Raw genomic sequence first — 26,772 nt, forward strand, 5'->3', positions numbered from 1 at the left:
GCTATCTAGGGGTATATAATTGCTGCCCAAAGAGGCTTAACCTACAGGGAGTTTGCGTGTCAAAAATTGCTCACACATGGATGCTGCATCTGCATCGGCGAACGAAACGGATTATCATGATGTTGGCCGATGGGCTGATGATTCCCTTCGCACTCTGGTCTGCCTTTGCGCTGCGTCTAGGTTCTATTTCTTTCGACATGTCCCCGTATTGGTGGTTGTTTATCGCAACGCCAGTTATCAGCATTCCCATTTTTATGAGGCTTGGACTTTATCGGGCGGTAGTTCGCTATATGGGGCCGCAAGCGGCTTTTGCCGTTTTAAAAGGGGTTACCTTTGTTACACTTGCTCTGATAGTCGCTACTTTTTTATATCGGATACCGGGAATTCCACGTTCGGTGATAGGCATATTCTGGTTGATTGCTGTGCTTTATGTAGGAGGCAGTCGTTTTCTAATTAGAGCCTATTTTCACTGGTTAATAAAAACCTATTTGGAACGTCAATTGGTGGCGATATATGGAGCGGGGAGTGCCGGGGTGCAGCTAGCTTCGGCGCTAACGAATGGGGTCGAGTATCTGCCAGTTGCTTTTATCGATGATAGTCGCTCAGCCCAAGGTAGTGTCATCAATGGTATCCAGGTTTACTCGCCCGATGATTTAGGTCAGGTAGTCAATAATTTAAAGATAAAACAAGTGCTGCTGGCGGTTCCTTCGATTAGCCGTGCGCAACGGCAGGCGATACTGGAAAAACTAGAGCATCTTCCGCTCTATGTTAGAACCGTTCCCTCCATGCCTGATCTCGTCTCTGGGAAAGTAACGCTGGATCAAATTCAGGATGTGGATTTAGAAGATTTGCTGGGGCGCGATGCCGTACCACCAAACGAAGATTTACTGGCGCGCGCCATACAGAATAAGAATGTCATGGTGACTGGTGCGGCGGGCTCAATAGGTTCGGAGCTATGCCGTCAAATATTGACGGCTAAACCTCGACGACTTTTGCTTTTTGAGATTTCAGAGTATGGGCTTTATAACATCGAAAAGGAAATAAAAGCCTTCATGGAGGAAAAAAAATTAAAGACAGAAGTGATTTCCATGTTGGGTTCTGTTCAGGATGGCGGGCTGGTCGAGAAGGCCTTGACCCATTTTAAAGTGGATGTGGTCTTTCACGCGGCAGCGTACAAACATGTCCCACTGGTGGAGCATAATATTGTTGCGGGTGTTCGGAATAATGTTTTTGGAACCCTGATGATGGCGAAGGCCGCCGCCAAAGCGAGAGTTAAGTCTTTTGTACTCATTTCAACCGATAAAGCTGTTTGGCCTACTAATGTGATGGGTGCAACTAAACGTTTAGCAGAGCTTATTTTACAGGGGCTAGCGGATGAATTTAAAGATACCTGTTTTAGTATGGTGCGCTTTGGTAATGTGTTGGGGTCTTCTGGGTCGGTCGTACCCTTGTTTAGAAAACAAATAAACGATGGCGGCCCCATCACTGTGACCCATCCAGAAGTCAGTCGTTATTTTATGACGATCACTGAGGCCGCACAGTTAGTGATCCAATCCACTTCGATTGCGGAAGGGGGAGATGTGTTAGTCCTGGATATGGGGGAACACGTTAGTATTCTTGAATTGGCGCACAAGATGGTTCATTTAATGGGCCTGGAAGTTAGAGATGAAGAAAACCCGCACGGCGATATTGATATTAAATTTACCGGTTTGAGACCGGGAGAAAAATTAAGAGAAGAGTTACTGATAGGTGATAACTTAATTGGTACTGAGCACAGCAAAATTTTACGTGCTGAAGAGATTAAGATGTCATGGGAAGAAGTCAGTATTATTCTGTCTCAGTTAAACAAAGCCTGTGACGAGTTTGATTACAAAAAAATTAGAGAGATACTGCTCAACTCAATCATTGGATTTAAACCAAGTCATGCTTTTGTGGATTCTATTTTTGTTCAGTCCATGCTACCCGTAGAATTGAAGCCTGAGGGTGGCTCGAAGGTTTCCCAACTTTATCCAAAAAAGAACTAAATAAACCCCATTACAATCACCGCTTAAAAATGATAGCTATATACCAGAGATGCGAATTCGCAAAGCAATCTTCCCAGTAGCGGGCTTAGGCACACGCTTTTTACCTGCAACGAAAGCCAGCCCTAAAGAGATGCTTGCAGTAGTTGATAAACCCATCATTCAGTATGCGGTAGAAGAAGCGGTAGAGGCTGGAATTACGGAACTGATCTTTGTCACAAGTATTACTAAACGGGCCATCGAAGATCATTTTGATACAAACTATGAGCTAGAGGATAAGTTAAAAAAAGCAGGCCAAGAGCGTTTTCTAGAAGTTGTCCGTAATATCATTCCAAAGCATGTGTCATGTGCCTATATTCGTCAACCGGAAGCACTCGGCTTGGGGCATGCCGTACTCTGCGCCAAGCCGTTAATAGGCGGAGAACCGTTCGCTGTTCTGTTAGCCGATGATCTTATTTATTCCCCGGGTGTGGGGTGCCTTTCCTCCATGGTGAAAATCGTTGAAGATATCCAAAACAGTATCGTGGCGATTGAGCGAGTATCGATTAATGATGTAAAGAAATACGGAATTATTGCATCGGAACCGATGGGAAAACAATTACACCGGTTGCAAGGCATAGTGGAAAAGCCTGCTCAAGAGGACGCTCCGTCCAATTTGGCTGTGGTTGGCCGTTATGTATTAATGCCAGAAATATTTTCGTTATTAGAGTCAACTCTGGCTGGCGCCAATGGCGAGATTCAATTAACCGATGCAATTGCAGCGATGATGGCTAAGCAGCAGGTTCTAGCCTATGAGTTTGAGGGTAAGCGCTATGATTGCGGCAGTAAACTGGGCTATTTAACGGCAACCGTGGAATATGGATTACGGCATCCCGAATTGAGTGAAGAATTCGATGCATACCTTAAGGAACGCTATCGTTAGCCCTCTCGAATTTCACTGTTTTTATGGTTGACCTCCATGGCAAACGTCATTAATATACGCGCCTCAGTTGAACTGATCCCCGATAGCTCAGTTGGTAGAGCAAATGACTGTTAATCATTGGGTCCCAGGTTCGAGTCCTGGTCGGGGAGCCAATATTTGTGAAAGCCAGCAATTTATTGCTGGCTTTTTTGCTTTCTATCAGGGCAAAATCTTCCCCTCTAAAAAATAAATCAGATCACAATATAATCGTCTGATTTGCCACCGAAGTTAGAAGAGAGCAATTTTAGTGCACCCCTTGCAAGTCGTTTCTAAATTTCAAGCTGCAGGCGATCAACCGGAAGCTATTGAAAAATTATACCAGGGGATTGAGGCTGGTTTGGCCTATCAAACCCTACTTGGTGTGACGGGTTCTGGAAAGACTTTTACAATTGCCAATCTTATCGAACGTACGCAGCGGCCAACGCTCGTACTGGCACCCAATAAAACTTTGGCAGCGCAGCTCTATGGTGAATTTAAGGAATTTTTTCCTCACAATTCAGTGGAGTATTTTGTTTCTTATTACGACTATTACCAGCCTGAAGCCTATGTGCCCGCATCTGATACTTTTATTGAGAAGGATGCTTCGGTCAATGAGCATATCGAACAAATGCGCCTCTCGGCGACTAAGGCCTTATTAGAACGCCCGGATACCATTATTGTTGCCACGGTCTCTGCAATTTATGGCTTAGGTGATCCTACAGCGTATTTAAATATGGTGATACATTTGGATCGAGGTGACCGCGTCGATCAGCGTTTTATTTTACGGCGTTTGGCAGAACTACAATATCGACGTAACGATGTTGAATTCCATCGGGCGAGTTATCGAGTCAGGGGTGACGTGATTGATGTCTATCCTGCCGAATCAGATAGAGAAGCCGTACGCATTGAATTATTTGATGATGTGATTGAGTCCATTGCTATGTTTGACCCCTTGACTGGGGAAATTTTGCAGCGAATTCCACGTGTTACCATCTATCCCAAAACCCATTACGTGACGCCACGTGAAACGCTCCTCGACGCTGTTGGTAAGATAAAAGAGGAATTGACGGAGCGGCTTGCCCAGCTTAGGAGTAACAATAAGTTGGTGGAGGCGCAACGTTTAGAGCAGCGTACCAATTTTGATGTAGAAATGATCTTAGAGCTGGGTTATTGCACGGGAATTGAAAATTATTCACGCTATTTATCCGGTCGAGCCGAAGGGGAATCTCCGCCGACTCTGTTCGACTATTTACCCGCTAACGGGCTATTAGTCGTAGATGAGTCTCACGTGACCATCCCCCAACTGGGTGCAATGTATAAGGGTGACCGGTCGCGCAAGGAAACACTGGTTGAATATGGTTTCCGGTTACCCTCGGCGTTGGATAATAGGCCCATGCGTTTTGAGGAGTGGGAAGGAAGCGCGCCGCAAACGATTTTTGTTTCCGCTACGCCCGGCACCTATGAGTCTGATCATGCTGGCCAGGTAGTAGAGCAAGTGGTTAGGCCTACAGGATTAATAGATCCGGCTATTGAGGTGAGACCTGCATCGACCCAGGTGGATGATTTGATGTCAGAGATTAATCGGCGTACCGCCTGCGGTGAACGTGTTTTAGTCACAGTTTTGACGAAACGAATGGCAGAGGATTTGACGGAGTTCTATGCAGAGCATGGCGTAAAGGTGCGCTACCTGCACTCAGATATTGATACGGTCGAGAGAGTTGAAATTATTCGGGATTTGAGAATTGGTGAGTTTGATGTTCTGGTTGGAATCAACTTGCTAAGAGAGGGGCTGGATATTCCTGAGGTATCATTGGTCGCTATTTTGGACGCCGATAAAGAGGGGTTTTTACGCTCCGAGCGATCTTTGATACAAACCATCGGCCGGGCGGCGCGCAATCTTAATGGATCGGCAATTCTTTATGCGGATAAAATTACCGGATCAATGCAAAGGGCGATGGACGAGACTGAACGACGTCGTAATAAACAAAGAGCATTTAATGAGACGCATGGGATCACGCCCCAGGGTATCATAAAGTCGGTGGAAGATATTTTAGAGGGTGCACATACACCCGGCGGTAAATCACGAGGCGCTGCCAAGCGAGTTGCAGAAACCACGGTGAGCTATCGGGTTAATTATGAAAAGATGTCGCCAAAGGAGCTGGGTAAACTGATTGGCCAATTAGAAGACAAGATGTATGAAGCTGCGAAAAACCTCGAATTTGAGCAGGCAGCCAAATATAGGGATGAAATTTCAGAAATACATTCTGCATTACTTGGGTGATTATCTGATCTAGACTAAAGTTACTAGAGCTCTGAAAAATCGTGAAGCAGCGAAGATGCCTGCAATGCCAGGTTAATAAGTTAAGGGAGTATAAAGTTAGTGAGAGTATTGGTTACCGGCTCAGCAGGATTTATAGGCTCAGCACTTTCAGCACGCTTGTTGGCGCGTGGTGATGAGGTTATCGGTGTTGATAATCTGAATAATTATTATGATGTCAGCCTCAAACAGGCCCGTTTGGCGCGGCTATTAGATCATGCAGGTTTTCACGAAGAACGTATTGATATCGAAGATCAGGAGGCGATGTCCGTAGTGTTCAAAAAATACCAGCCACAGCGTGTCGTCAATCTTGCTGCGCAGGCCGGTGTTCGTTACTCACTCATTAACCCGCATGCCTATATATCCTCGAACATTATGGGTTTTATGAATGTACTTGAAGGTTGTCGCCACCACGGTGTTGAGCACCTAGTTTATGCTTCCAGTAGTTCTGTCTATGGCTCAAATACTAAGATGCCATTTTCTGTAGCAGACAATGTGGATCATCCTGTGAGCCTCTATGCGGCAAGTAAAAAAGCCAATGAGTTGATGGCGCATACCTATAGTCACCTTTACCAGTTGCCTACAGCGGGCCTGCGCTTTTTTACGGTCTATGGCCCCTGGGGGCGACCTGATATGGCGCTCTTTATTTTCACCCGAAAGATCTTAGCGGGCGAACCAATTGATGTTTTTAACTTTGGGCATCATCGACGCGATTTTACCTATGTCGATGATATTGTTGAAGGCGTTATCCGTACTCTCGACAAGGTCGCAGAGCCTAATTCCGCCTGGAATGGTGATGCACCTGATTCGGCTACCAGTATTTCACCTTACCGCTTATACAATATTGGTAGTAATAACCCGATCGAATTGCTGCGCTATATAGAGGTTTTGGAAGACTGTTTGGGCAAGAAAGCGGAAAAAAATCTGTTACCGCTACAGCCGGGTGACGTGCCTGATACCTATGCCAATGTTGATGCGCTAGTTCAGGATGTCGGTTATAAACCGTCGACACCAATCGAGCAAGGCATCGCTAATTTTGTAGAATGGTATCGAGAATATTACCATTGTTGAATAGGCCTGAACCGTATCTGCTCAGGCTTTGTTCCACAAGATCAATAATACCGCGAGATTGTATCTATTTTAGCTTGAGCAAGTGCCGCTCTGGTGGTATCTTACGCAGCTCGAATTAGGCGCGTAGCTCAGTTGGTTAGAGCACCACCTTGACATGGTGGGGGTCGTTGGTTCAACTCCAATCGCGCCTACCAATTCGCTCAGTATATACTTGCATAACCCGCAGTGGGCCAGCACTCTTAGCCGGTAATTCTCAAAAAGCCGGCTCTACCCCATTATCGGGGGATAGCACTCATCAAACCCGGTTGATAATACCATCCCACCCGCAGTGGGCCAGCACTCTTAATCGGTAATTCTCAAAGTTTCTAAAACCATACGCTCGTCTCGAGATCATTTCCATCTTGTTGTGAAAACCTTCCGTTATTCCATTGCTTTTACTGAATCGCCACATGGCAATGATCGGCCCCATCCAAGACTTTAATGTCCGAGCCAACGCCCGTAAGGGGCTGTCTTGTAGTTGTTCTAGAAGCTTCACATAGCGCGGTAATTTCTTTTTTGCTCGTTGAGCGGTTAGCGTTTTCAAAAGCATCAAACGAATCAGTTTTTGTTTGACGACATACAGCGTTTGTAAAACCGGATATTCAGCGAGATAAACCATAAGGTTTGCGTGTTGCTCATCGCTTAAATGCCATTGATGCCGGCGCATCAGACTGATTAATCCGCGGTTCTTTCGGCCCTCTGGATCGTATTGTTGCCACACCTTTAAGAAGTGTTGATTGATTAGTCTTACAACGTGAAACCGGTCGGCCACAATGGTTGCTTCGGGGAAGTAACGTTTGGCAATACGGCGATAGGTTTCGGACATATCCATTACCACCACCTGCACCTTATCGCGCCCCTCCAGTGCCCGTAAGTAGCGGCGTAAGCTGGATTCTGATCGTCCCAGCTTCACATCGAACACCTTGTGATTCTTCAGATCCACGAAGGTGGTCGCGTAGCCTTGCTTGCGGGTAAAAAAGTGTTCATCAATGCCTAACACCCGAGGACAGGGCCGATGGCTCATCTCGGAGCACTTCTGGCCAATATGGTGCTGATACCACCGCTCAACCGTCGCCGGACTGATATGGTGTGTTCGGGACAGTTTTCGCTGAGTAATACCACCATCATGCGCTTCAAAAACTTCCAGCCGATAGGCTTCAGACGCACGAAAACGAGGGCGAATTCCGGGAAAGGCATGACGGAAGTATCTACCACAACACGGACAATGGTATTTGGGCACCCGCAGGTGCAAGGTCATCACCTGATTGCCCAGGCGCGTGTGCTTAATAGTTCGGTGGTGGGTAGCTTTAATCTTCAAATGATTGCCGTGGCAATAGGTACAGGGCGGTCTGCGGATGGGCTTTGCCCACACCTCTATGCCTTGATTTCGGGCTACCCGTTCAATCTCTAGGCCAGGTAGGCCTATAATGTTTCCTGCGTGGGACATCGGTGTTCTCCATTAAATTGATTGTCGCAAAATCAGTTTAATGAATGCCGGTGTCCCCCGTTAATGATGAAGAGCCAAAAAGCCCCGTTGTATCAGACTAACTAACTGTTGACGGTGAGGTTGGCACTAAAAAATTGGGTGTTTTTCTGAATCATCTGCTCAAGCTCAAGGTAGGACTCTTCAACACTTTTGCCAGAGGTATCAAGAACCGCACTGGCTTTTTTATAAAAGGGTCGCCGCTCTGACAGTATTTGTCGTAAATCGGCCATTGCCTCTTTGTTGTTGGCCATGGGTCGCATGTCGCCTTGATTGATTACTCTTTGCATATGCTCTTCTGGTGTTGCTTTAACCCAGACGACAAAGCAGCTGGTTAGCAGGATATTCAATGCCTTGGGTTCTGAAACGATGCTGCCACCGGTTTCAATACAACAGCTTTGGTATTCATCCAGGGTATTAATTAGCGCGCGTTCTTCTAAGCGCTGATAGCCGGATTGACCTGAGAGAGAAAATATTTCAGAGATGCTCATGCCCGCCAGCTTTTCGACTTCATCCACCAACTTTATAAAGGGATGATTGGATCGTTGTTCGAGTAGTTTTCCTAAGGTGGTTTTGCCAGCCCCCCGTAAGCCGATTAGGACGACTCTTTTCTGCGCACCGCTGCGCACTGTGAATTTTTCATACAATAGTTGCAGCGCTGCCTGTTGCTCCATAGGGGGCAGCTCGCTGACAAATTGTGTAATAAGGGAAAGTTCTGGGCTCCGTTGGGCATTTGAACTGACCAGATCGGAAACCTCGGTGTTTAGTGCACCAGCAATTTGTCGAAGTAGACTAATGGATATGTTGCCGTTGCCCTGTTCCAGATTCGCGAGATAGCGCTCGGATACCCCTGAGTCATGGGCCAGATTCTTTCGCGTCATGCCGCGACGGGCACGTAAACTTCGTACTTTATCACCCACTTGCAACAAAAACTGGTCAGCGCTTTGTTTGATTGATTGAGCTTTCTTATTCATGAAGACGGTGTCTTATTGTTGTTAGCCGGGTGCTGGTTTGGAAAACGAAAAGCTGGAACGCAGCTCGTTATTTGGCAGTGCGGGTAAATTCAATTTCGCCATTAGGCAAGAGGTAAAGTACCAGCGCCTTGCCTTCAGTGACAGTAGGGCTATGAGAGCTATCCGGACCGTAAACTAGCCATCCGGCACCACGGTTATCAAACTTAGCGTTATTGTCTATCGGCATAATGAGGTCAATTTCACCCAGAGGATGGCGGTGGTGCGGGCCTTTCACATCATGCATTTCTACCAGATCAACACTATAACCGGCTAACTCGGGAGTTGGCTTAATCACACGGCCATATTTGATTCCACCTGCTTCATGCTGACACATGGCTCCAGCGGCAATACCTGCATGACAAGCATCCACAATGGCAGCAAATAATTTACTACTTGGAGAAAATTCGTTATTGAGTTGTTGCTCCAATGACTTATTTAGGGCTTGGCCGGTAATCAGGTTAGTTACGTTCTGTAGTAAAGATTGAAATTCTGCGATAGAGAAATTGCTCACGATAAATAACCTCATGAAATGTTGGACAGCATTTTTGTCGAGCAGTGATATTTATGGGGCACTCATAAGAGTGCCGATATAAAACTAAGTGATGTAATATAATTCATTTAAACATGAACTACAACGTAGGTGAGATTATGCCTATACCGCTAATAAGTTGTGGTAGTCTTCTCCTCTTTTAGTACTAATTTGGGTCATTCTTATGCATCGAACGGAAGTTTTTGAAACAATCCCTTTTACTCACTTTCGCACAATTCCCTTTGGTGATACTGACGCTGCCGCCATTGTCTATACCCCGCGCTTTGTCGACTATTGTATGGAAGCGATTGAAGTCTGGTTCAAACAATATATCGGTATCGATTGGTATTGGATCAACGTGCGTGACCAAAGAGGTACCCCGGTAGTTCATTTAGAGCTTGATTTTACCGGCCCGCTGATTGGTGGTGATGAATTGGGGATTACGCTTGAAGTGGGTGAAATCGGGCGGTCAACGTTAACCTTAAAGCTTGTAGGTTCACGAGGGCCGAGTCAGGGCGGGGGCGGTAGTTCGGTTTTTAATGCCAAGTTTGTATTTTGTTTTGTTGATACGAGTGAGAATAAATCGATTCCCATCCCTGTAGAATCTTTGGAGAAAATTCACGCATATAAAAACGTAATGCAGGCTGAGGCTGGTTAGCCAAATTAGCATAAATAGCTTCGGGGTTATATTGGTAAATATTGATATCGAATCATTTCGATGGATCAGAGTATTTTCAAAATTGCAAGAGCAAGCGTCAACTAAAACGCAAGATAATGCTAGACTTTTATTTGAAATGAAATATAATGCTGTGAATTATCTTATTATGTAATATATTACACTTTAGCTTTGGCCAGATTTGAACCGACATCGAAAGGGGATTATTAGCATGATTGATTTTCAAACCAACCCGGAAAAATATAAACATTGGAAATTATCGTTTGACGGCCCAGTCGCTCATCTAACGATGGATGTTGATGCGTCACAGACCCTATTTGAGGGTTATGAGTTAAAGCTAAACTCATACGATTTGGGTGTAGATATTGAGCTTTATGATGCGGTACAGCGACTGCGTTTTGAGCATCCTGAAGTACGTGCGGTGGTAATGGATTCAGGTAAAGAGAAAGTTTTCTGCGCTGGCGCGAATATTCGTATGTTGGGTGGTGCTGCGCATGCCCACAAGGTGAACTTCTGTAAGTTTACCAATGAAACGCGTAACTCGATCGAAGATGCCAGTGAAAACTCTAAACAACGCTATCTTTGTGCGGTGCGAGGAACAGCGGCCGGTGGTGGCTATGAGCTCGCGCTCGCGACGGATTACATTATGATGGCGGATGACGGATATTCAGCCGTTTCCCTGCCAGAGGTGCCTTTGTTGGCGGTGTTGCCTGGTACCGGAGGCCTGACACGATTGGTGGATAAGCGCAAAGTGCGTCGGGATCTGGCAGATGTTTTCTGTACCGTGGAAGAGGGAGTACGAGGGCAGCGTGCGGTTGATTGGCGCTTGGTTGATGAAGTGCTACCTGGCTCGAAGTTTAATGATGCGGTACAAGCAAGAGCGCTGGAAATTGCGAGCACCTCTGATCGCCCAGAGAACGCAAAGGGTGTTTCATTGCCGCCACTGCAGCGTGAGATTGGTGAAAATACGATAGCTTATAATAATCTGACGGTGGAGTTTGATCGTGCCAATAGAGTCGCAACTATCACTCTGCTAGGGCCGAAAACTGCAGTGCCAGCAAGCTTAGATGAGGCGGTAGCACAAGGTGCTGATTTCTGGTGGTTGGCTTTATGTCGGGATTTGGATGAAGCGATTTTACATCTGCGGATCAACGAATTAGAAGTCGGCACACTAATTTTTAAAACCCAAGGCGATGCTGATGCGGTTGAAGCATACGACCAGTTTTTAGCGGAGCACCGGAGTAATTGGCTGATGCGAGAGGTTTCTCTGTACTGGCGTCGTACGCTAAAGCGTATCGACCTGACCTCCAGAACGCTATTTGCGATGATTGAACCCGGTAGTTGTTTTGTTGGCGTGCTTGCTGAACTACTGTTTTCTGTCGATCGTACTTACATGCTAGAAGGGCAGTTCGATAATGATGACCGAGCCGCTCCCGCAATACGTTTAACGCAGGCTAATTTCGGCCCCTATCCTATGTCTAATGGAATTACCCGGCTACAAACACGCTTCCTGGGTGAGCCCGAGTCGGTTGATGTGGCAAAGGCAGAGATTGGCCGAGATTTAGATTCTGACGCCGCTCAAGAATTAGGATTGATTACCTACAGCATGGATGCCATCGATTGGGATGACGAAACGCGTATGCTGATTGAAGAGCGCGCAAGCTTTTCGCCAGATTGCTTGACCGGTATGGAAGCAAACTTACGTTTTGCTGGTCCAGAAACCATGGAAACCAAAATTTTTGGCCGCCTGACTGCCTGGCAAAACTGGATATTTCAGCGTCCTAATGCGGTGGGTCAAACCGGCGCGTTACAGCTTTATGGCACTGGTGGCCGTCCTGAATATGATCTGAAAAGAGTTTAATAAGGGGATTTTGCAATGACTGAACAAACAAGTAACGACGCAATTGTTGAAGTTAACTACGACGAACTGATTCCAAATAACGTTGATCTGGCCAGTGACGCACGGTTAAAAAAAGCATTGGAAAGTTGGCAGCCAAAATATATCGATTGGTGGAATGAGGCGGGTCCTGAGCATACCCAGAATTTTGAAGTTTATTTGCGCACTGCGGTGGGCGTTGACCCAAAAGGGTGGGCGAAGTTTGGCCATGTGAAAATGCCGGAATACCGCTGGGGTATTTTATTGGCACCTAAGGAAGAAGGGCGCACCATTCCCTTTGGTAAGCACAAGGGCGAGCCAGTGTGGCAGGAAGTTCCAGGTGAATACCGTTCGTTACTGCGTCGTCTGATTGTGGTGCAGGGAGATACCGAACCTGCTTCAGTAGAGCAGCAGCGCTACCTAAGCAAAACGGCACCTTCTTTATATGATATGCGAAATCTGTTTCAGGTAAACGTGGAAGAAGGCCGTCACCTTTGGGCAATGGTTTATCTACTGGTTAAATATTTTGGCCGCGATGGCCGGGAAGAGGCGGAAGGTTTACTGGAACGTCGTTCTGCAGATGCCGACCGACCGCGAATTCTAGGTGCATTTAATGAGGAGACTCCTGATTGGTTGTCCTTCTTTATGTTTACCTACTTTACGGATCGTGATGGCAAAATGCAGCTGGAGTCTCTCGCGCAATCCGGTTTTGATCCTTTGTCGCGTAGCTGTCGCTTTATGCTAACTGAAGAAGCGCACCACATGTTTGTCGGTGAAACCGGTGTTGGCCGGGTTATTCAGCGAACCTGTGATCTGATGAACGAAGCGGGCATTACCGACCCGTATGATATTCAGGCGGTACGTAATCTAGGCGTAATTGACTTGCCTACCTTACAGAAGAAAGTGAATTTCCACACGTCGGTAACACGGGATCTATTTGGTGCGGAAATTTCTACCAATGCGGCTAATTCTTTTAATGCGGGGTTGAAAGGGCGTTTCGCGGAAACCAAGATAGACGATGATCATCAACTGACTAATGATACCTATCAGGTTACTCGGGTGGTCGATGGGAAATTTGTTGACGAAGAGGTACCTGCCTTGAGTGCCATTAATGCCCGCTTGTTGGATGATTACATTGCTGACTGTCAGGGCGGCATTAACCGTTGGAACAAAATCATTCAAAAAGCCAATATTGATTTTGAAATCACCCAGCCACATAAGGCATTTAATCGTCGCATAGGTGAGTTTGAGTCTGTTTTCGTGACCGTTGATGGCGAAATAGTGTCAGAACAAGAGTGGAACGCCAAAAAAGAAGAATGGTTGTGTTCCGATGCCGATGGCGACTATATTCAGTCACTGATGAAACCCTGCACGGAAATTGGTAAATACGCCAATTGGATTGCTGAGCCAAGGATCGGAATCAATAATCAGGCAGGTGATTTTGAGTATGTAAAAATCGATTAAATCGACGGGGCTATTGAATTCCTCTCGTATTTTTATACACTCCCTGGGGTAGGTTGGCGGGTTTGTCAGCAAAACCTGCTCCGGGGAAAGCTCCGCATTAACTAAAGAAAGATATAAAAACTCAACGTAGATAAAGTTATGAGCGCAATACGTCAGCACCTAATAGACCCGGAAATCTGTATTCGTTGCAATACCTGCGAAGAAACTTGCCCTATTGATGCCATTACTCACGATAGCGAAAACTATGTGGTAGACGTCAATATTTGTAAAGCCTGTCTAGATTGCATTACGCCCTGTCCGACCGGGGCTATCGATAACTGGCGAGTTGTGCACAAGGCCTATACCTTAGAGGAACAATTTTCTTGGGAAGAGCTGCCTGAAGAATTGGATATTGCGGAAGATGAGGTGGTTGAAACCGTCCAGGAAGCCAGTGAACAGGAAGCGAATGACATACTGGAGATTGCTCATACCGGAGAAAGTGGCAAGGTCATTCCGCCGTTTTCTGCTGCGCACCCCTATATCAATATTTATAACCGCGAACGTCCTCTGATCGCTAAAGTGGCTGGCAACTATCGTATTACCGATGATGAGGTGGAATCCGATATACATCATGTGGTATTGGATTTTGATACCAAAACGTTCCCGTTACTCGAAGGGCAAAGCATTGGGATTATTCCGCCCGGCGTCGATGACAAAGGCAAACCGCACCTGATGCGGCTGTATTCCATTGCCAGCCCAAGAGACGGGGAGCGCCCTGGCCACAACAACGCCTCCTTGACGGTGAAGCGCGTGGTATACGAGGAAGGAGGGCAGACCAATTATGGGGTTGCTTCAAATTACGTTTGTGATTTAAAGAAGGGTGACGAAGTCAAAGTTACCGGGCCTTTTGGAGCAACTTTCTTAATGCCCAATCATGCCTCGGCAAATATCATTATGGTTTGTACCGGCACAGGTGCTGCGCCTTTCAGAGCTATGACCGAGTATCGGCGTCGCCACATGTATAAAGCCACTGGTAAGTTGAAGCTTTATTTTGGTGCGCGCACTCCAGGCGAACTGCCTTACTTTGGGCCACTGATAAAACTTAAAGATGAGTTTATCGATAAACAGTTAGTGTTTTCGCGATTACCGGATCAGCCCAAAGAATATGTGCAGGATCGCATGAGAAAAAATACCACCGATCTCGCGCCGTTACTGAAGTCGAGCGAAACCTATGTCTTTATCTGCGGTTTGAAAGATATGGAAATAGGCGTTGATGAAGCGTTTGCTGATATTTGCTCCGATATCGGAATTTCATGGCCGGAACTCAAACAAAGTATGAAAGAATCAGGCCGGTATCATGTTGAGACCTATTAGTTTTATTTGTTGCTAATAGCATGTTCGGTTGCGTCAGGTCTTTTAAGCCTCCAGCTCAGTACTAAAGCAATGGTCGTCATGATGGCCGCCATTGCAAAACTCCAAGAAAAGCTATTCATCCAGTTTGCAAGTACTCCGGCTAAGCCTGGTCCGGTAATTTGTCCAGCGCCAAAAAAGAGCGTAATGGTACCAAAAGCTGCCGCGGCATGTTTCAGCTCAAAATAGTCACCCATCGAGGCAGCCATGATAGTTGGCACAGCCCAAACACAGATACCCCATAAAAATACGGAGAGGTAGGTAAAAGCTTCGGGTAGGTTAAGAGTAACCAATAGATAAGCGATGGTGTGGAGTAAAAATACGATGACTAACCCCCACTTTCGTCCCAAGCGATCAGAAATTGAGCCAAATAACGGTCCAGACAATATACTGAATGCGCCTGCCCACATCCAAAACTCACCAGCGAGAGATTCACTGAATCCGCGTTCTCCGACTAACATTGTGACGATGAAGGTGGCATAAATTACATAGGTAAAACCAAACAAGAAATAAATACTGCCTAGATGGTATATAATTTTGGTGGTAGCGGCCCGGGGTTTATCGGAGAAACGTTTTCCGGCCACCTTTGAACGGGGCGCGCCCAATGCCGAGAGCCCAATTTGTTGGGGACGGTTTTTAATAACAAACATGGCAATTAGCATAATTAAAATTGAAATCGCGCCAAGAATTAGCCAGCTTGAGCGCCAGCCTTGATCGACACCCAGACGATGGTTGACCAATGGTATTAACCAACCGCTAATGACGATAGCCAGTCCACTTCCGCTGGTAATCAAGCCAGCTGCTCGGCCTCTTAACGTCTGAGAGAACCAATGTGAAACCAAAATCATAATGGGCACGTTGGCGGCTCCCGCACCAAAGCCAGTAATCAGATAGAGCGTCAATACACCCCAAAATCCCTGCGCTTGAGAAACACCTATCATTGAGATACCTACAAGCAGAAGTCCTAATACAATAAGACGCTTTTCGCCAAGATAGCCAACCAGTAAGCCACTGATTAAGACGGCGGAGAGATAGCCGACAAAATTAAGGGTGGAAATCAGCCCCATTTCAGCATAATCCAGGCCAAGACTTGAACCCATCGCAGGTAACAGCATACCCAAAGCAAATCTACCGAAACCCAAGCAGGCCAGAATAGTCAGCGTGCCCGCAGCCACAATAATCCAACCATAATGAAACGGAAGTTTGTGGGAGATATTTTTTATATCCAAAGGTTTCTCTTCAGGTTAAAGGTTGTTTGTCGAATGATTTATGCCGCAAAGATGGATCACTCGATAAAATTGGTGAAATTAAGCGTTGGCCGAATCTGGAAGCGTTCCTGATCGTACTGGATTTTTTTTACAAATCAACCAGCAATCTGAGTAGGCATGATATTTGTCAGGAATGAGTGCCCACAAAAAAGGCCAGCAGAATACTCTGCTGGCCTTATCAGTAACTATCTTTCTGTACTAGTAGTTAAATTTAACGCTTAGGGAGTACTCACGTTCTCTGGCATAGGTTGACTCAGCATATGCGGCGCTAGCCGTTAGTGAGGAGTTTCCCGCCACACGATAGGTTTCGTCAGTCAGGTTATTCACTGCTGCTATCACCTGCCAGGCCTCATCAGCTGAATACCAGGTAAGTGCAGCGTTAACCACACTATAACTGCCCTGAGCGATTTCTTCGGTATTTTCCGCGTTAAAGTAAACTTTACTGCGATATGACCAGTCAACCCGTGGCGTTAGTGATCCCATATCGCCAAGTTCAATTGAGTAGGCAACGCCAAGATTTCCTGACCAGTCAGGTGAGTGCGGCATCGCACTATTGAGAAACACACCACCATTGGCGATGAGTTCAGGGCTGAGTTCATCATAGTCGCCATCAATATAGCCAAGACCGCCAACGACATGAAGTTGCGAGGTTGGCACCCAGGTCCACTCCAGTTCAAACCCATCGATCGTGGCTGCGCCAGCGTTAAAGGTGATCGGGGAGAAGTCTTCGCGGATAATGAACTGTAAATCTGTATAGTCGGTTGTGAAGATCGCACCATTTAAGCGTAGTGTGCCGTCAAACAGATCCGTTTTAAAGCCAACTTCTATCGTTTCGGCGAACTCTGGATCAAATTCTCGAACCTCGGGGCCTGGCTTCACGTTTCGTGCATTAAAACCACCGCTTTTAAAACCCTCTGAATAGCTGACGTAAGTCATTATTTGATCGTTCCAGCGATAGGATAAATTGATCATCGGTGTCGTTTCTGTAATATCGTTTTCCACTTCTCCTGCGGGGAAGAAAGGAGTGCCGGCCGGCACTGCCGCTGCCGCTCCGGCAGCAACTATGGGGAACAGCTCACCAGTAACAGGGTGCAGATACATGCCGCCAGATTTTTCGCTATCAGCTATTGGAAACACATAAGTTGTTAAAGCACCTTGGTCCGGCGTAAACCGTTTTGTTTCTTCAGAACTGCGTAAGCCGATAGTCAGACTTAGTGCATTGCTAAAGTTATAGGTAGCTTGGGCGAATATCGCTTGCGTATCGTTATCGACGTCACCGCCCGTTTTAAAATCTCCGAAGGTGATGGGGACGTAATAATCATCTGTCGCCTCTTCTTCAAAGTAATAGAGACCAACCAGCCATTGCAGACGATCTTCCATTGCGGTACCAGAGAACTGTAACTCTTGGCTAAATTGTTCTTGGGTATCATCATTTTGAGTATGCAAAATGGTGAAGGGTGTATTATCGGCATCACGAGATGCATACCATTCCATATCTCGATAAGCGGTAATAGATTTAATACTTACCCAGTCTAAATCCCAATCCACGGTTAGCTGCGTACCCCAGCCCTCTAATTCGGAAGCGACTGGGAATGTGCCGTTGTTAGCGTAGGGGCCGGCATCCCATTGATTGTTAGCACAACGTGGGTCAGCCAGTTCTGTGCCTGGAGCCGGGCAGCCTGCACGCTGACTTGAAACAAGCGCAAACAAATTACCGCTGGCGATGGAGTTAAATACTTGAGGGGAGCCATTTTCGTCTTCTTTATTATAGTCTGCGGTCCAGAATAACCTAACATCGTCGCTAGGAGTCCAAAGCACTGCGGCTCTGGCGCCAACCGTATTGTCATCACCCAAATCATCACCATCAACCAGGCGCTTTACATAACCATCACGGTCGCGTTTACCCACTGATATTTTAGTGAGGAGGTTTTCGCTGATAGGCAAATTGATATCTGCCATTAGCTCGAGTTGATTATCGCTACCTACTTTAATTTCAACTTCGCCACCAAACTCTTCACTGGGTTTGCGCGTATGGATATCAATGGCGCCACCGATCGTATTGCGGCCAAACAGTGTTCCCTGTGGGCCACGCAGTACTTCGATGCGTTCCAAATCGGCAAAATCTAAAGTGCCGCCTACGGAGCGTGCCATGTAGACACCATCGATATAGAGACCAACACCTGGATCAGTCGAAGGTAAAAACTCAGTTTGCCCTATGCCTCGAATAAATATTTGAGATGAAGCATTGCTGCCGGATGATGGCGCCTGTGATGAGAATGATAGGTTAGGTGTAATTTGTGAAAGTTGGTCAGAGGAGTGAATCTGGCGAACCTTCATTTCATTGGCGGTAAAAGCGGCAACTGACAGCGGTGTATCCTGTAGGTTTTCTTCCCTTTTCCGAGCCGTAACGACGACTTCCTCAATGCCAAATCCTTTGGATGTATTTTCAGCAGCCATTATTCCCGGAGAAATGACGGCAGCAGCGCTGGTGTAAACGACGGTTTTTCCTACCCTTTTAAACGCAGATGATAGCAAATTTAGCTTTATCATTGGTTTGCCCCTATAGTTTTATGTTTTAGAATGCGTCAAACTGATTTATATGTATTATAATACACTTTTTGTCATCAAATTCTTTTTATTCCTAGTAAGGAATGGCATTATTATACATTTGAAGGTGGGCTAGTCAATTGGAATGAACTATAAATCCTGTCATAGATCAAGTAACAATGCATTTTAATGCATTGTTACTGGAGGGAAGCTTTCCTGAAGTTTTGATTTTAGTTAACTTGGTGTGGTTTCGCGCAACCCGAAGAGTGGTGGTAGGATATTGGGTTGCTGCTAAATAAAAGTTGGAAGTAGTCGTTTTAATGTTGCCAGCGGATTATTGGCCCCATTGCCATTGGCAGCAGTAGCATTTACATTTTGCCGTCAGTTCCTTTACGCATTCATCGATCGAACGTCCGGAAGTATTGATGGCCCAATTGGCCGCCATATAGTGGGGTTCTCGTTCAGTTAGGATTAGTTTTAAATCCTCCATAGCGTGAGTGCTGTCTCTAAGCGGTTTGTTGTCGCCCTGCTTTAACACTCGGCTGATGTGATCCTCAAGCTTGGCGCGTACCCATACGGTATAAAAAGAACTGAGGAGATGGTCAAAGGTATCCTTCTCTGAGACAAGACTTCCACCGACTTCCAGCACCATGGTGTCGTAATTGTCCAAAACATAATCCAATGCTTCACGCTCCAGCCGACAGTACGCGCGCTGTCCGAACATGGATAAGATTTCCTGTAGTTCTACCCCAGCAAGTTTTTCGATCACCTCTGCTAGAGAAACAAAAGGAATCCCAACCTCCTTGGCAAGTAACCGACCTAAAGTTGATTTACCCGCACCACGCAGTCCAATAAGGGCAACACCATGCACTGGACCTTTGTTATTAGCAAAGTGCTTAAGGAGCATTTCGTAAGCATTTTTTTCCTGCTCAAGAGAAAGTCCTGCTAGGAATTTTTTTAAGGGTGTGAGTTCTATTTCGGGACTATTTTCTTTAGGCAAAAAGCTGTTAAAGGTGACACCCATTGATGCCGCTAATCGCCATAGTAGGGCAATTGAGATATTGGCCTTGCCCGTTTCTACCTGAGCGAGATATCGTTCTGATATATCTGACTGCTTTGATAAGTCTTTTCGTGTCATGCCACGTTGCGCCCTCATTTCACGCACGAGATCGGCAATCTGAGACATGTATTCCGTGTAGGATATCGCGTCGGTCGGCTGATTATTTTGTGGCATCAGGGCATTTTCTGGCATGAGGAAAGCATCTTATATTTAAATTTAAGCGTATGAGTCGGCGGTATTATAGTACATGCTTGTCTACAAAAACACGTACTTTGTGTTAGAGATAGTCAAATCAACCTAATAAATAGTGATTATAAGTATGTAATCTGCATAATAATGCAAAAATAGCGATGTTTATCTTAAAACGATAGTGTAATATAATACACTAATATTTTGCTGGATATGTTCATGTAATGGTGGGCAGGTTTTATAAAAATTAGTCTTAAGGTGGCCTATCGGGGGATGGGCGTAGCAAGCCAAAGACTAGACACAAATACACGAGAGGATATGCTGTGGGAACCCGAGAGATAATAAATGATCAGTTTGTAGCGAACCATATGCCACCAAGGGATCAATGGCCCGACTTTATCCATGAGTTGAAACTTCCAAGCCCTTATAATTGTGCTGTGCAACTGTTAGATCGAAGCATCGAGGAAGGGTACGCAGAAAAGGTGGCAATTTACTCTGATTTTGGTAATTGGACATATCAGCAATTGCTGGAAAGGAGTAACCAAATCGCGAATGTGCTCGTGAACGATTTAGGTTTAGCGCCGGGCAATCGTGTCTTACTGCGCTCGATGAATAATCCTATGTTAGCTGCCTGCTGGCTTGCGGTGGTGAAAGCTGGCGGTGTCGTTGTGACGACAATCGCAATGCTTCGAGGTAAGGAAATTGCCACTATTGCGGAGCAAAGTAAGTCGCGTTTTGCGCTTTGTGATCACCGTTTAAAGGATGACATGCATGCAGCACTAAAACTCTCTGAAGAGCTAGAGGAGGTCATCTATTTTAACGATGCGGATGCTAGTAATGGATTAGAGTTTTTGATGCAGAAGCATCCGGTCACTTTTGAAAATGCTCAAACAGAAGGTTCTGACATCGCTATGATCGCGTTTACCTCGGGTACGACGGGTAAGCCAAAGGGCGCATTGCATTCACATCATGCCATTCTTGCGGTCTGTGAAACCTTTTCCAAGCAGGTGTTAAAACCAGTGCCGGAGGATATCTTCGTTGGCACACCTTCATTGGCTTTTGTCTATGGACTTGGCGGCTTATTGCTATTTCCTTTGCATGCTAGAGCCGCTGTTGCACTGTTGGAGGATGTGCGAGTTAACGCATTGCTTGAGGCGATAGATAGATATAAAGCGACGGTTTTTTTTACTGCGCCGACCGTCTATAAGGTATTGCTTGATATTTGTGATGACCCACGTTTGTCCTCATTAAAAAAATGTGCGTCGGCAGGAGAAGCTTTGCCAGGATTTGTTAGCCAAACTTGGTTAGATAAAACGGGAGTACGCGTTATTGATGGTATTGGCGCCACGGAGCTGCTACATGTGTTCCTTGCGGTTCAGCATCCCGATGACCCTATCGGTTCTTTGGGTAAAGCGGTGCCGGGTTATGAGATTCGTGTCCTGGATGATAATGGGAAGGATAGCCCCGTTGATGAAATTGGTTATTTGGCGGTGCGAGGTCCAACAGGTTGTCGCTATCTGAGCGATGATCGGCAGGCTCAATATGTGGTTGATGGTTGGAATATTACTGGCGATACGGCAAAAATGGACGCTCAGGGGTACATTTGGTATCAAGCGCGTAATGACGGAATAATTGTTTCCTCTGGTTATAATATTGTCTCGCCAGAGGTGGAAGGTGTGGTCAGTCAGCATCCGGCAGTCGCTGAATGCGGGGTAGTCGGGGTGCCTGATCCTGATCGGGGTAATATCGTCAGAGCCTATGTGGTGTTGAAAGAAGGTTTTGAAGCTAGTGAAGCCTTAGTCAAAGATATCCAAAATTTTTCTAAGCAGAATGCCGCCCCTTACAAATATCCACGTTCGATTGAGTTTATTGATGCACTGCCACGAACGCCAACAGGTAAGGTGCAGCACTTTGTTCTTCGTGAACTAGCGAAAGAGTCTCAAGCGGGTGAGTAAGACTAGGCTCGGTTATCGTCACAACACGTGTTTTAGCAATATTTTCTCTTAGGATACGGATCAATATGACGGCGAAGCCTTGTCTTTCTGTTGCAGGAATCGATCTTGAGGTTGTCTGGCATGGGCCGCAAGCAAATCAAGCGCCAACACTAATCTTTCTGCATGAGGGCTTGGGCTGTGTCGAGATGTGGCACGATTTTCCGCGCAAACTGGCTGAGCTGACGGGCTGTAGCGCGCTGGTCTATAGTCGGCAGGGTTATGGCGGCTCGGACCCCTGTGCCATTCCGCGCCCGCTTTGCTATATGCACGACGAAGCTTTACGAGTGCTGCCAAACGTATTAATAGCAGCGGGGGTACAAAAACACATTTTAATCGGCCACTCCGATGGTGGGTCGATTGCTATTATCAATGCTGGAGGCGCTCAGCCGAACGGACTTCTAGGCATCATAACGGAGTCTGCGCATGTTTTTTGTGAAACACTTTCGGTGCAATCAATTGCTGCGGCTAAGCGCGCTTTTGAGCAGAATGGACTTGATTTAAAGTTACAAAAATACCATCACGAAAATACCCACTGCGCATTCTGGGGCTGGAATAGGGCATGGTTGGATCCTGATTTCATGCATTGGAACATTGAAGAATATTTGCCAAAAATTACGGTGCCGATGTTAGCAATTCAAGGGCTGGATGATCAGTATGGAACACAGGCCCAACTCACGGCGATTAATTCTCAAGCGGGTTCGGAAGTGGAAATTTGTCTGTTGAAAAACTGCGGACATTCACCGCATCGTGAACAGGAAGCCGAGACATTGCGTGTAATGCAGCGCTATATATCGAGGCTCATTGGTACCTAAAGATAAGCAGTTTACCTTTTTTATTTGATTAGGCGCGTAAAGTATTCATGGTTCTTATATCCGCTATTAACTTGCTAAACCAGCCTAACTTATTGATTTATATGTCCGAGTTTTTTCTTCATTATTGTGCGTTTCTTTTGCAAATACATTATAATTCACGGCCCTGAATTTTAGCTGGAAGGCGGCGTTTGGTGACGACGGCATAAGCGGGATTTAAGGCTACTTGCCTCGTTTTTAGACTACTCACCAAACTGCCCCTTCTGCTTTAATAAACCTATAGCTTATTGATGTTATTAAGGCGAGCCAACGGTGGTCAACCTTAATCGCTATTTAAGAAGCGCTCTAAATAAAGGAGATAAATTGTGAAACCAGCGGTGAGAGTTGCGGTAACCGGTGCGGCCGGAGGTATTGCCTATTCGTTGATTTTTAAAATAGCATCTGGCGAAATGCTGGGCGCTGACCAGCCCGTTATTTTGCATTTGGTGGAAATTCCCCAAGCAATGAAAGCGCTGCGCGGTGTCGCCATGGAGTTGGAAGATTGCGCATTTCCTTTGGTTCAGCAGGTCAATGTCTATGACGACCCAAACGCAGGTTTTGCTGGTGTACATTATGCGTTATTAGTAGGCGCGCGGCCTCGTGGACCCGGTATGGAACGCAAAGATTTGCTGACTGAAAATGCAAAAATCTTTTCAGTTCAAGGTAAAGCGTTAAATGATAATGCCAATCCTGATGTGCGTGTGTTGGTAGTGGGTAATCCGGCTAATACCAACGCTCTTATTGCTTCACGCAATGCACCTAATTTAAGTCCAGCGCAATTTACCGCAATGACACGTTTAGATCATCAGCGCGCAAAAGGTATTTTGGGTAATAAGCTGGCGACCAACTCGAGTGATGTAAAAGGCGTCATTATTTGGGGCAACCATTCAGCAACACAGTATCCTGACCTGCATCATGCGTCTATTCATGGTACGCCCGCTCTCGAAGCAGTAGATGAAGCTTGGTACAAAGAACAATTTATTGCATTGGTTCAGCAGCGTGGCGCTGCCATTATTAATGCGCGAGGCGCCTCTAGTTCTGCTTCGGCGGCGCAGGCAGCGATTGATCATATGCGTAGCTGGGCGTTAGGAACTGGTGATGACTGGGTGAGTATGGCAATTCCGAGTGATGGTAGCTATGGTGTCGAAACTGGCATCATTTATTCCTTCCCTGTGCGTTGTAACTATGGTCGTTATGAAATCGTGCAGGGATTAGAGGTTAGTGAATTCTCGCGTGGCAAAATGAAAGCAACTGAAAAAGAATTATTGGAAGAGCGCGCGGCTATCAATGACTTACTGCCCGCAGAAACGGCTGCACGCATGGCGGATCCCTTTGGTCGAGCTAATGCAACCAATGATTTAGATGCTGAGTGTCTGCGTATTAACAATCCGGTCGTACAAACAGACCGTATTTGCTAGAATAGCCTCGACCATAAATTTATCGATTAATAAGGCGCGTAGATACGCGCCTTATTTCATGTGGCCTTTGGTAGGGGTCACCACTGAAGTAAGGAAATATCATGCCTGTTATTACACTTCCCGATGGTTCTCAGCGAGTTTTTGAGCAGCCTGTTTCCGTTTATGAGGTGGCGTCAAATATTGGTCCTGGGCTGGCTAAGGCAACTTTAGGTGGGGCTGTGAATGGCGTGCCAGTGGATGCCCATGATTTGATTCATGAAGATGCGAGTTTGACTATTTATACGTCAAAAGATCAAGCGGGGCTTGAGATTATCCGGCACTCCTGTGCGCATTTGCTAGGTCACGCGATTAAACAGTTGTGGCCGGACACAAAAATGGCGATTGGCCCGGTCATCGATAATGGCTTTTATTACGATATTGATCTCGAGCGGCGGGTTACTGATGAGGATATCGTTCTATTAGAAGAGCGCATGAAAAAGCTGGCGCAAACCCATTACGATGTGATTAAAAAGAAGGTCAGCTGGCAAGAAGCCTACGATACCTTTGCAGAGAGGGACGAGCCTTACAAGCTGGAAATTCTGGAGCGGGATATCAGCAAAGATGATTCTCCCGGGCTTTACCACCACGAAGAATACATTGACATGTGCCGTGGCCCCCATGTGCCGAATATGCGTTTTTGTGAGCACTTTAAGCTGATGCGAGTTTCTGGTGCTTATTGGCGTGGAGACTCGTCGAACCAGATGCTACAGCGCATATATGGCACCGCGTGGCCGGATAAGAAGCAGCTTAAGGACTATCTGAACTTTTTAGCGGAAGCGGAGAAACGTGATCATCGCAAACTGGCGAAGAAGATGGATTTATTCCATCTTCAAGAAGAAGCACCGGGAATGGCCTTCTGGCATCCCAAAGGTTGGGCCATTTATCAGGCGGTTGAGCAATACATGCGTAAGGTCCAGCAAGATAACGGCTATCAGGAAATTAGAACGCCGCAACTGGTAGATTACTCGCTGTGGGAAAAGTCCGGGCATGCCGATAAGTTTGGTGATGAGATGTTCTCTTCTCAGTCTGAAAACCGTCATTATGCCGTGAAGCCAATGAACTGCCCTTGTCATGTGCAGGTATTCAATCAAGGGTTACGCAGCTACCGGGACTTGCCCTTGCGTCTGGCGGAGTTTGGTTCTTGTCATAGAAATGAGCCGTCAGGAACCTTACAAGGCTTAATGCGAGTGCGCGGCTTCACGCAGGATGATGCGCACATATTTTGCACCGAAGATCAGATTCAGGAGGAAGTGGCTACCTTTATTGACTTGCTTTACAGCGTTTATCGCGACTTCGGTTTTGACGAGGTGCTGATTAAGCTTTCTACTCGCCCTGAAAAAAGGGTCGGTGCGGATGAGGTTTGGGATAAGGCCGAGCACGCACTAGAGTTGGCGCTCAATAATAAAGGTATGGAATGGGATTTGCAGCCGGGCGAAGGTGCATTTTATGGACCTAAGATTGAGTTTTCGCTGAAAGATTGCCTGGGGCGGGTTTGGCAGTGCGGTACGATTCAGGTGGATTTTTCGATGCCAGGCCGATTGGATGCGCAATATGTTGCCGAAGATGGCAGTCGACAGATCCCAGTGATGTTACACCGAGCAATACTTGGATCCTTTGAGCGCTTTATTGGCATTTTAATTGAAAACTATGCGGGTTCAATGCCGGTTTGGTTAGCTCCGCAGCAGGCTGTGGTGATGAATATTACCGACAATCAGAGCGAATATTGCCAAAATATTGAAAAAACCTTAAGAAATAAAGGATTTAGAGTCATTTCGGACTTGAGAAACGAGAAGATCGGCTTTAAAATTCGCGAGCACACGATTCAGCGCATCCCCTATTTGTTGGTGGCGGGGAATCAAGAGCTGGAATCTGGAACTCTTGCGGTGCGATCCCGCTCAGGTGAAGACCTGGGAATAATGGATATAGACGCCTTTTGCGAGCGGTTGGCGACGGAAGTTGAGCGTCGTGGCCGGATCGCTTAGGCCTGTTAGTTAATTTTATAGGAGTACTGCTTCATCAATATGAAAAGCCGAAAAAATAAAGCCGCGATTAACGAAGAGATCGAAGCTTCAACCGTGAGGTTGGTTCTTGCGGACGGAGAACAAGGTGGTATCGTACCTCTGGCAGAAGCAATCGCAGCGGCAAAAGCGGCAAGTTTAGATTTGGTTGAAATAGCGGCGGATGCGGAGCCTCCGGTTTGTAAAGTAATGGATTATGGTAAAAAGCTATTCGATGAAAAGAAGCAGCAGGCGGCTAACCGGAAAAAACAACGGCAGACGCAGGTAAAAGAAATCAAGTTTCGACCAGGGACGGAAGAGGGAGATTATCAGGTAAAACTACGCAACCTGATACGTTTCCTAGAAAACGGGGACAAGGCCAAGGTAACCTGCCGGTTCCGTGGCCGGGAAATGGCCCATCAGGATATCGGTATGAACCTTATGAAGAGGGTGGCGGAAGACTTGCAAGAATACGGCACAGTCGAATTGCAGCCCAAACCGGAAGGTCGTCAGATAACAATGGTGCTCACCCCAACTAAGAAGAGGCGCTAGTTAGCGTTTCATATTTTAACCTAAAGTGAAAATGCGAGTTAA

Annotated in this window: 19 protein-coding genes and 2 tRNA genes; 15 read left to right on the top strand and 6 right to left on the bottom strand. The window is 46.3% G+C overall.

The annotated features are described in order from the left end of the window. Positions 1-80 precede the first annotated feature (80 nt). From H6995_03935 to H6995_03960, 6 genes are all read left to right on the top strand, one after another. Positions 81-2,024 (top strand): polysaccharide biosynthesis protein, encoded by a 1,944-nt coding sequence (locus H6995_03935; GenBank protein ID MCP5214144.1) that lies wholly within the window; start codon positions 81-83, stop codon positions 2,022-2,024. Between the two features lie 49 nt (positions 2,025-2,073). Further along, positions 2,074-2,943 carry a UTP--glucose-1-phosphate uridylyltransferase GalU gene (gene galU, locus H6995_03940; protein MCP5214145.1) on the top strand — a complete coding sequence of 290 codons (870 nt, stop codon included), beginning with the start codon at positions 2,074-2,076 and terminating at the stop codon, positions 2,941-2,943. Between the two features lie 76 nt (positions 2,944-3,019). Then, a tRNA-Asn gene (locus H6995_03945) sits at positions 3,020-3,095 on the top strand. A gap of 134 nt (positions 3,096-3,229) precedes the next feature. After that, positions 3,230-5,242 carry an excinuclease ABC subunit UvrB gene (uvrB, locus tag H6995_03950; protein ID MCP5214146.1) on the top strand — a complete coding sequence of 671 codons (2,013 nt, stop codon included), beginning with the start codon at positions 3,230-3,232 and terminating at the stop codon, positions 5,240-5,242. A 99-nt stretch (positions 5,243-5,341) separates the two neighbouring features. After that, a complete protein-coding gene (locus H6995_03955; protein MCP5214147.1) occupies positions 5,342-6,349 on the top strand; it encodes an NAD-dependent epimerase in 1,008 nt (335 codons plus the stop codon). Positions 6,350-6,466: 117 nt separating this feature from the next. Next, positions 6,467-6,543: transfer RNA gene (locus H6995_03960), tRNA-Val, on the top strand. Positions 6,544-6,644: 101 nt separating this feature from the next. Here the strand turns inward: H6995_03960 and H6995_03965 are convergent. The 3 genes from H6995_03965 to H6995_03975 all read right to left on the bottom strand — a co-directional run bounded on the left by H6995_03965 (position 6,645) and on the right by H6995_03975 (position 9,410). Further along, positions 6,645-7,835: an ISL3 family transposase gene (locus H6995_03965; GenBank protein ID MCP5214148.1), complete on the bottom strand. Its 1,191-nt coding sequence runs from the start codon at positions 7,833-7,835 to the stop codon at positions 6,645-6,647. 101 nt (positions 7,836-7,936) lie between these two features. Next, positions 7,937-8,845 carry a helix-turn-helix transcriptional regulator gene (locus H6995_03970; GenBank protein ID MCP5214149.1) on the bottom strand — a complete coding sequence of 303 codons (909 nt, stop codon included), beginning with the start codon at positions 8,843-8,845 and terminating at the stop codon, positions 7,937-7,939. A gap of 67 nt (positions 8,846-8,912) precedes the next feature. Further along, positions 8,913-9,410 carry a DUF4863 family protein gene (locus H6995_03975; protein ID MCP5214150.1) on the bottom strand — a complete coding sequence of 166 codons (498 nt, stop codon included), beginning with the start codon at positions 9,408-9,410 and terminating at the stop codon, positions 8,913-8,915. A 187-nt stretch (positions 9,411-9,597) separates the two neighbouring features. Here H6995_03975 and H6995_03980 point away from each other — a divergent pair, with 187 nt between their 5' ends. The 4 genes from H6995_03980 to boxA all read left to right on the top strand — a co-directional run bounded on the left by H6995_03980 (position 9,598) and on the right by boxA (position 14,782). After that, the gene (locus H6995_03980; protein ID MCP5214151.1) at positions 9,598-10,071 is read left to right on the top strand and encodes a hypothetical protein; all 474 of its coding nucleotides are present in this window, start codon (positions 9,598-9,600) and stop codon (positions 10,069-10,071) included. A 229-nt stretch (positions 10,072-10,300) separates the two neighbouring features. Next, the gene (gene boxC, locus H6995_03985; protein MCP5214152.1) at positions 10,301-11,950 is read left to right on the top strand and encodes a 2,3-epoxybenzoyl-CoA dihydrolase; all 1,650 of its coding nucleotides are present in this window, start codon (positions 10,301-10,303) and stop codon (positions 11,948-11,950) included. Positions 11,951-11,965: 15 nt separating this feature from the next. Then, positions 11,966-13,429, top strand: a complete 1,464-nt coding sequence (boxB, locus tag H6995_03990) for a benzoyl-CoA 2,3-epoxidase subunit BoxB (protein ID MCP5214153.1) — start codon at positions 11,966-11,968, stop codon at positions 13,427-13,429. A gap of 138 nt (positions 13,430-13,567) precedes the next feature. Then, positions 13,568-14,782 carry a benzoyl-CoA 2,3-epoxidase subunit BoxA gene (gene boxA / locus H6995_03995; protein MCP5214154.1) on the top strand — a complete coding sequence of 405 codons (1,215 nt, stop codon included), beginning with the start codon at positions 13,568-13,570 and terminating at the stop codon, positions 14,780-14,782. Between the two features lie 2 nt (positions 14,783-14,784). Here boxA and H6995_04000 read toward each other — a convergent pair whose 3' ends face one another. The 3 genes from H6995_04000 to H6995_04010 form a co-directional block, all read right to left on the bottom strand. Beyond that, positions 14,785-15,933 carry an MFS transporter gene (locus H6995_04000; protein MCP5214155.1) on the bottom strand — a complete coding sequence of 383 codons (1,149 nt, stop codon included), beginning with the start codon at positions 15,931-15,933 and terminating at the stop codon, positions 14,785-14,787. A 351-nt stretch (positions 15,934-16,284) separates the two neighbouring features. Next, a complete protein-coding gene (locus tag H6995_04005; protein ID MCP5214156.1) occupies positions 16,285-18,636 on the bottom strand; it encodes a TonB-dependent receptor in 2,352 nt (783 codons plus the stop codon). Between the two features lie 331 nt (positions 18,637-18,967). Continuing rightward, positions 18,968-19,885, bottom strand: coding sequence for a helix-turn-helix transcriptional regulator (locus H6995_04010; protein ID MCP5214157.1), 918 nt, complete (start codon positions 19,883-19,885; stop codon positions 18,968-18,970). 365 nt (positions 19,886-20,250) lie between these two features. On the opposite strand from H6995_04010, the gene H6995_04015 reads away from it, so the two are divergent. The 5 genes from H6995_04015 to infC all read left to right on the top strand — a co-directional run bounded on the left by H6995_04015 (position 20,251) and on the right by infC (position 26,730). Beyond that, positions 20,251-21,837 carry an AMP-binding protein gene (locus H6995_04015; protein MCP5214158.1) on the top strand — a complete coding sequence of 529 codons (1,587 nt, stop codon included), beginning with the start codon at positions 20,251-20,253 and terminating at the stop codon, positions 21,835-21,837. Positions 21,838-21,902: 65 nt separating this feature from the next. Further along, a complete protein-coding gene (locus H6995_04020) occupies positions 21,903-22,688 on the top strand; it encodes an alpha/beta hydrolase (protein MCP5214159.1) in 786 nt (261 codons plus the stop codon). A gap of 359 nt (positions 22,689-23,047) precedes the next feature. Next, positions 23,048-24,142 carry a malate dehydrogenase gene (locus tag H6995_04025; GenBank protein ID MCP5214160.1) on the top strand — a complete coding sequence of 365 codons (1,095 nt, stop codon included), beginning with the start codon at positions 23,048-23,050 and terminating at the stop codon, positions 24,140-24,142. Between the two features lie 101 nt (positions 24,143-24,243). Next, a complete protein-coding gene (thrS, locus tag H6995_04030) occupies positions 24,244-26,163 on the top strand; it encodes a threonine--tRNA ligase (GenBank protein MCP5214161.1) in 1,920 nt (639 codons plus the stop codon). Positions 26,164-26,202: 39 nt separating this feature from the next. Further along, the gene (gene infC, locus H6995_04035) at positions 26,203-26,730 is read left to right on the top strand and encodes a translation initiation factor IF-3 (protein ID MCP5214162.1); all 528 of its coding nucleotides are present in this window, start codon (positions 26,203-26,205) and stop codon (positions 26,728-26,730) included. Positions 26,731-26,772: the final 42 nt, after the last annotated feature.

This window comes from Pseudomonadales bacterium (assembly GCA_024234615.1).
Classification (GTDB): Bacteria; Pseudomonadota; Gammaproteobacteria; order Pseudomonadales; family IMCC2047; genus JAJFKB01.

What these genes read in the sequence shown, in the direction of transcription:
- H6995_03935 (MCP5214144.1), top strand. Translation starts at nt 81, where the DNA reads ATGCTGCATCTGCATCGGCGAACGAAACGGATTATCATGATGTTGGCC.
- galU (MCP5214145.1), top strand. Translation starts at nt 2,074, where the DNA reads ATGCGAATTCGCAAAGCAATCTTCCCAGTAGCGGGCTTAGGCACACGC.
- H6995_03965 (MCP5214148.1), bottom strand. Translation starts at nt 7,835, where the DNA reads ATGTCCCACGCAGGAAACATTATAGGCCTACCTGGCCTAGAGATTGAA.
- H6995_03970 (MCP5214149.1), bottom strand. Translation starts at nt 8,845, where the DNA reads ATGAATAAGAAAGCTCAATCAATCAAACAAAGCGCTGACCAGTTTTTG.
- H6995_03975 (MCP5214150.1), bottom strand. Translation starts at nt 9,410, where the DNA reads ATGAGGTTATTTATCGTGAGCAATTTCTCTATCGCAGAATTTCAATCT.
- H6995_03980 (MCP5214151.1), top strand. Translation starts at nt 9,598, where the DNA reads ATGCATCGAACGGAAGTTTTTGAAACAATCCCTTTTACTCACTTTCGC.
- boxC (MCP5214152.1), top strand. Translation starts at nt 10,301, where the DNA reads ATGATTGATTTTCAAACCAACCCGGAAAAATATAAACATTGGAAATTA.
- boxB (MCP5214153.1), top strand. Translation starts at nt 11,966, where the DNA reads ATGACTGAACAAACAAGTAACGACGCAATTGTTGAAGTTAACTACGAC.
- boxA (MCP5214154.1), top strand. Translation starts at nt 13,568, where the DNA reads ATGAGCGCAATACGTCAGCACCTAATAGACCCGGAAATCTGTATTCGT.
- H6995_04000 (MCP5214155.1), bottom strand. Translation starts at nt 15,933, where the DNA reads ATGCTGTTACCTGCGATGGGTTCAAGTCTTGGCCTGGATTATGCTGAA.
- H6995_04005 (MCP5214156.1), bottom strand. Translation starts at nt 18,636, where the DNA reads ATGATAAAGCTAAATTTGCTATCATCTGCGTTTAAAAGGGTAGGAAAA.
- H6995_04010 (MCP5214157.1), bottom strand. Translation starts at nt 19,885, where the DNA reads ATGCCAGAAAATGCCCTGATGCCACAAAATAATCAGCCGACCGACGCG.
- H6995_04015 (MCP5214158.1), top strand. Translation starts at nt 20,251, where the DNA reads ATGCCACCAAGGGATCAATGGCCCGACTTTATCCATGAGTTGAAACTT.
- H6995_04020 (MCP5214159.1), top strand. Translation starts at nt 21,903, where the DNA reads ATGACGGCGAAGCCTTGTCTTTCTGTTGCAGGAATCGATCTTGAGGTT.
- thrS (MCP5214161.1), top strand. Translation starts at nt 24,244, where the DNA reads ATGCCTGTTATTACACTTCCCGATGGTTCTCAGCGAGTTTTTGAGCAG.
- infC (MCP5214162.1), top strand. Translation starts at nt 26,203, where the DNA reads ATGAAAAGCCGAAAAAATAAAGCCGCGATTAACGAAGAGATCGAAGCT.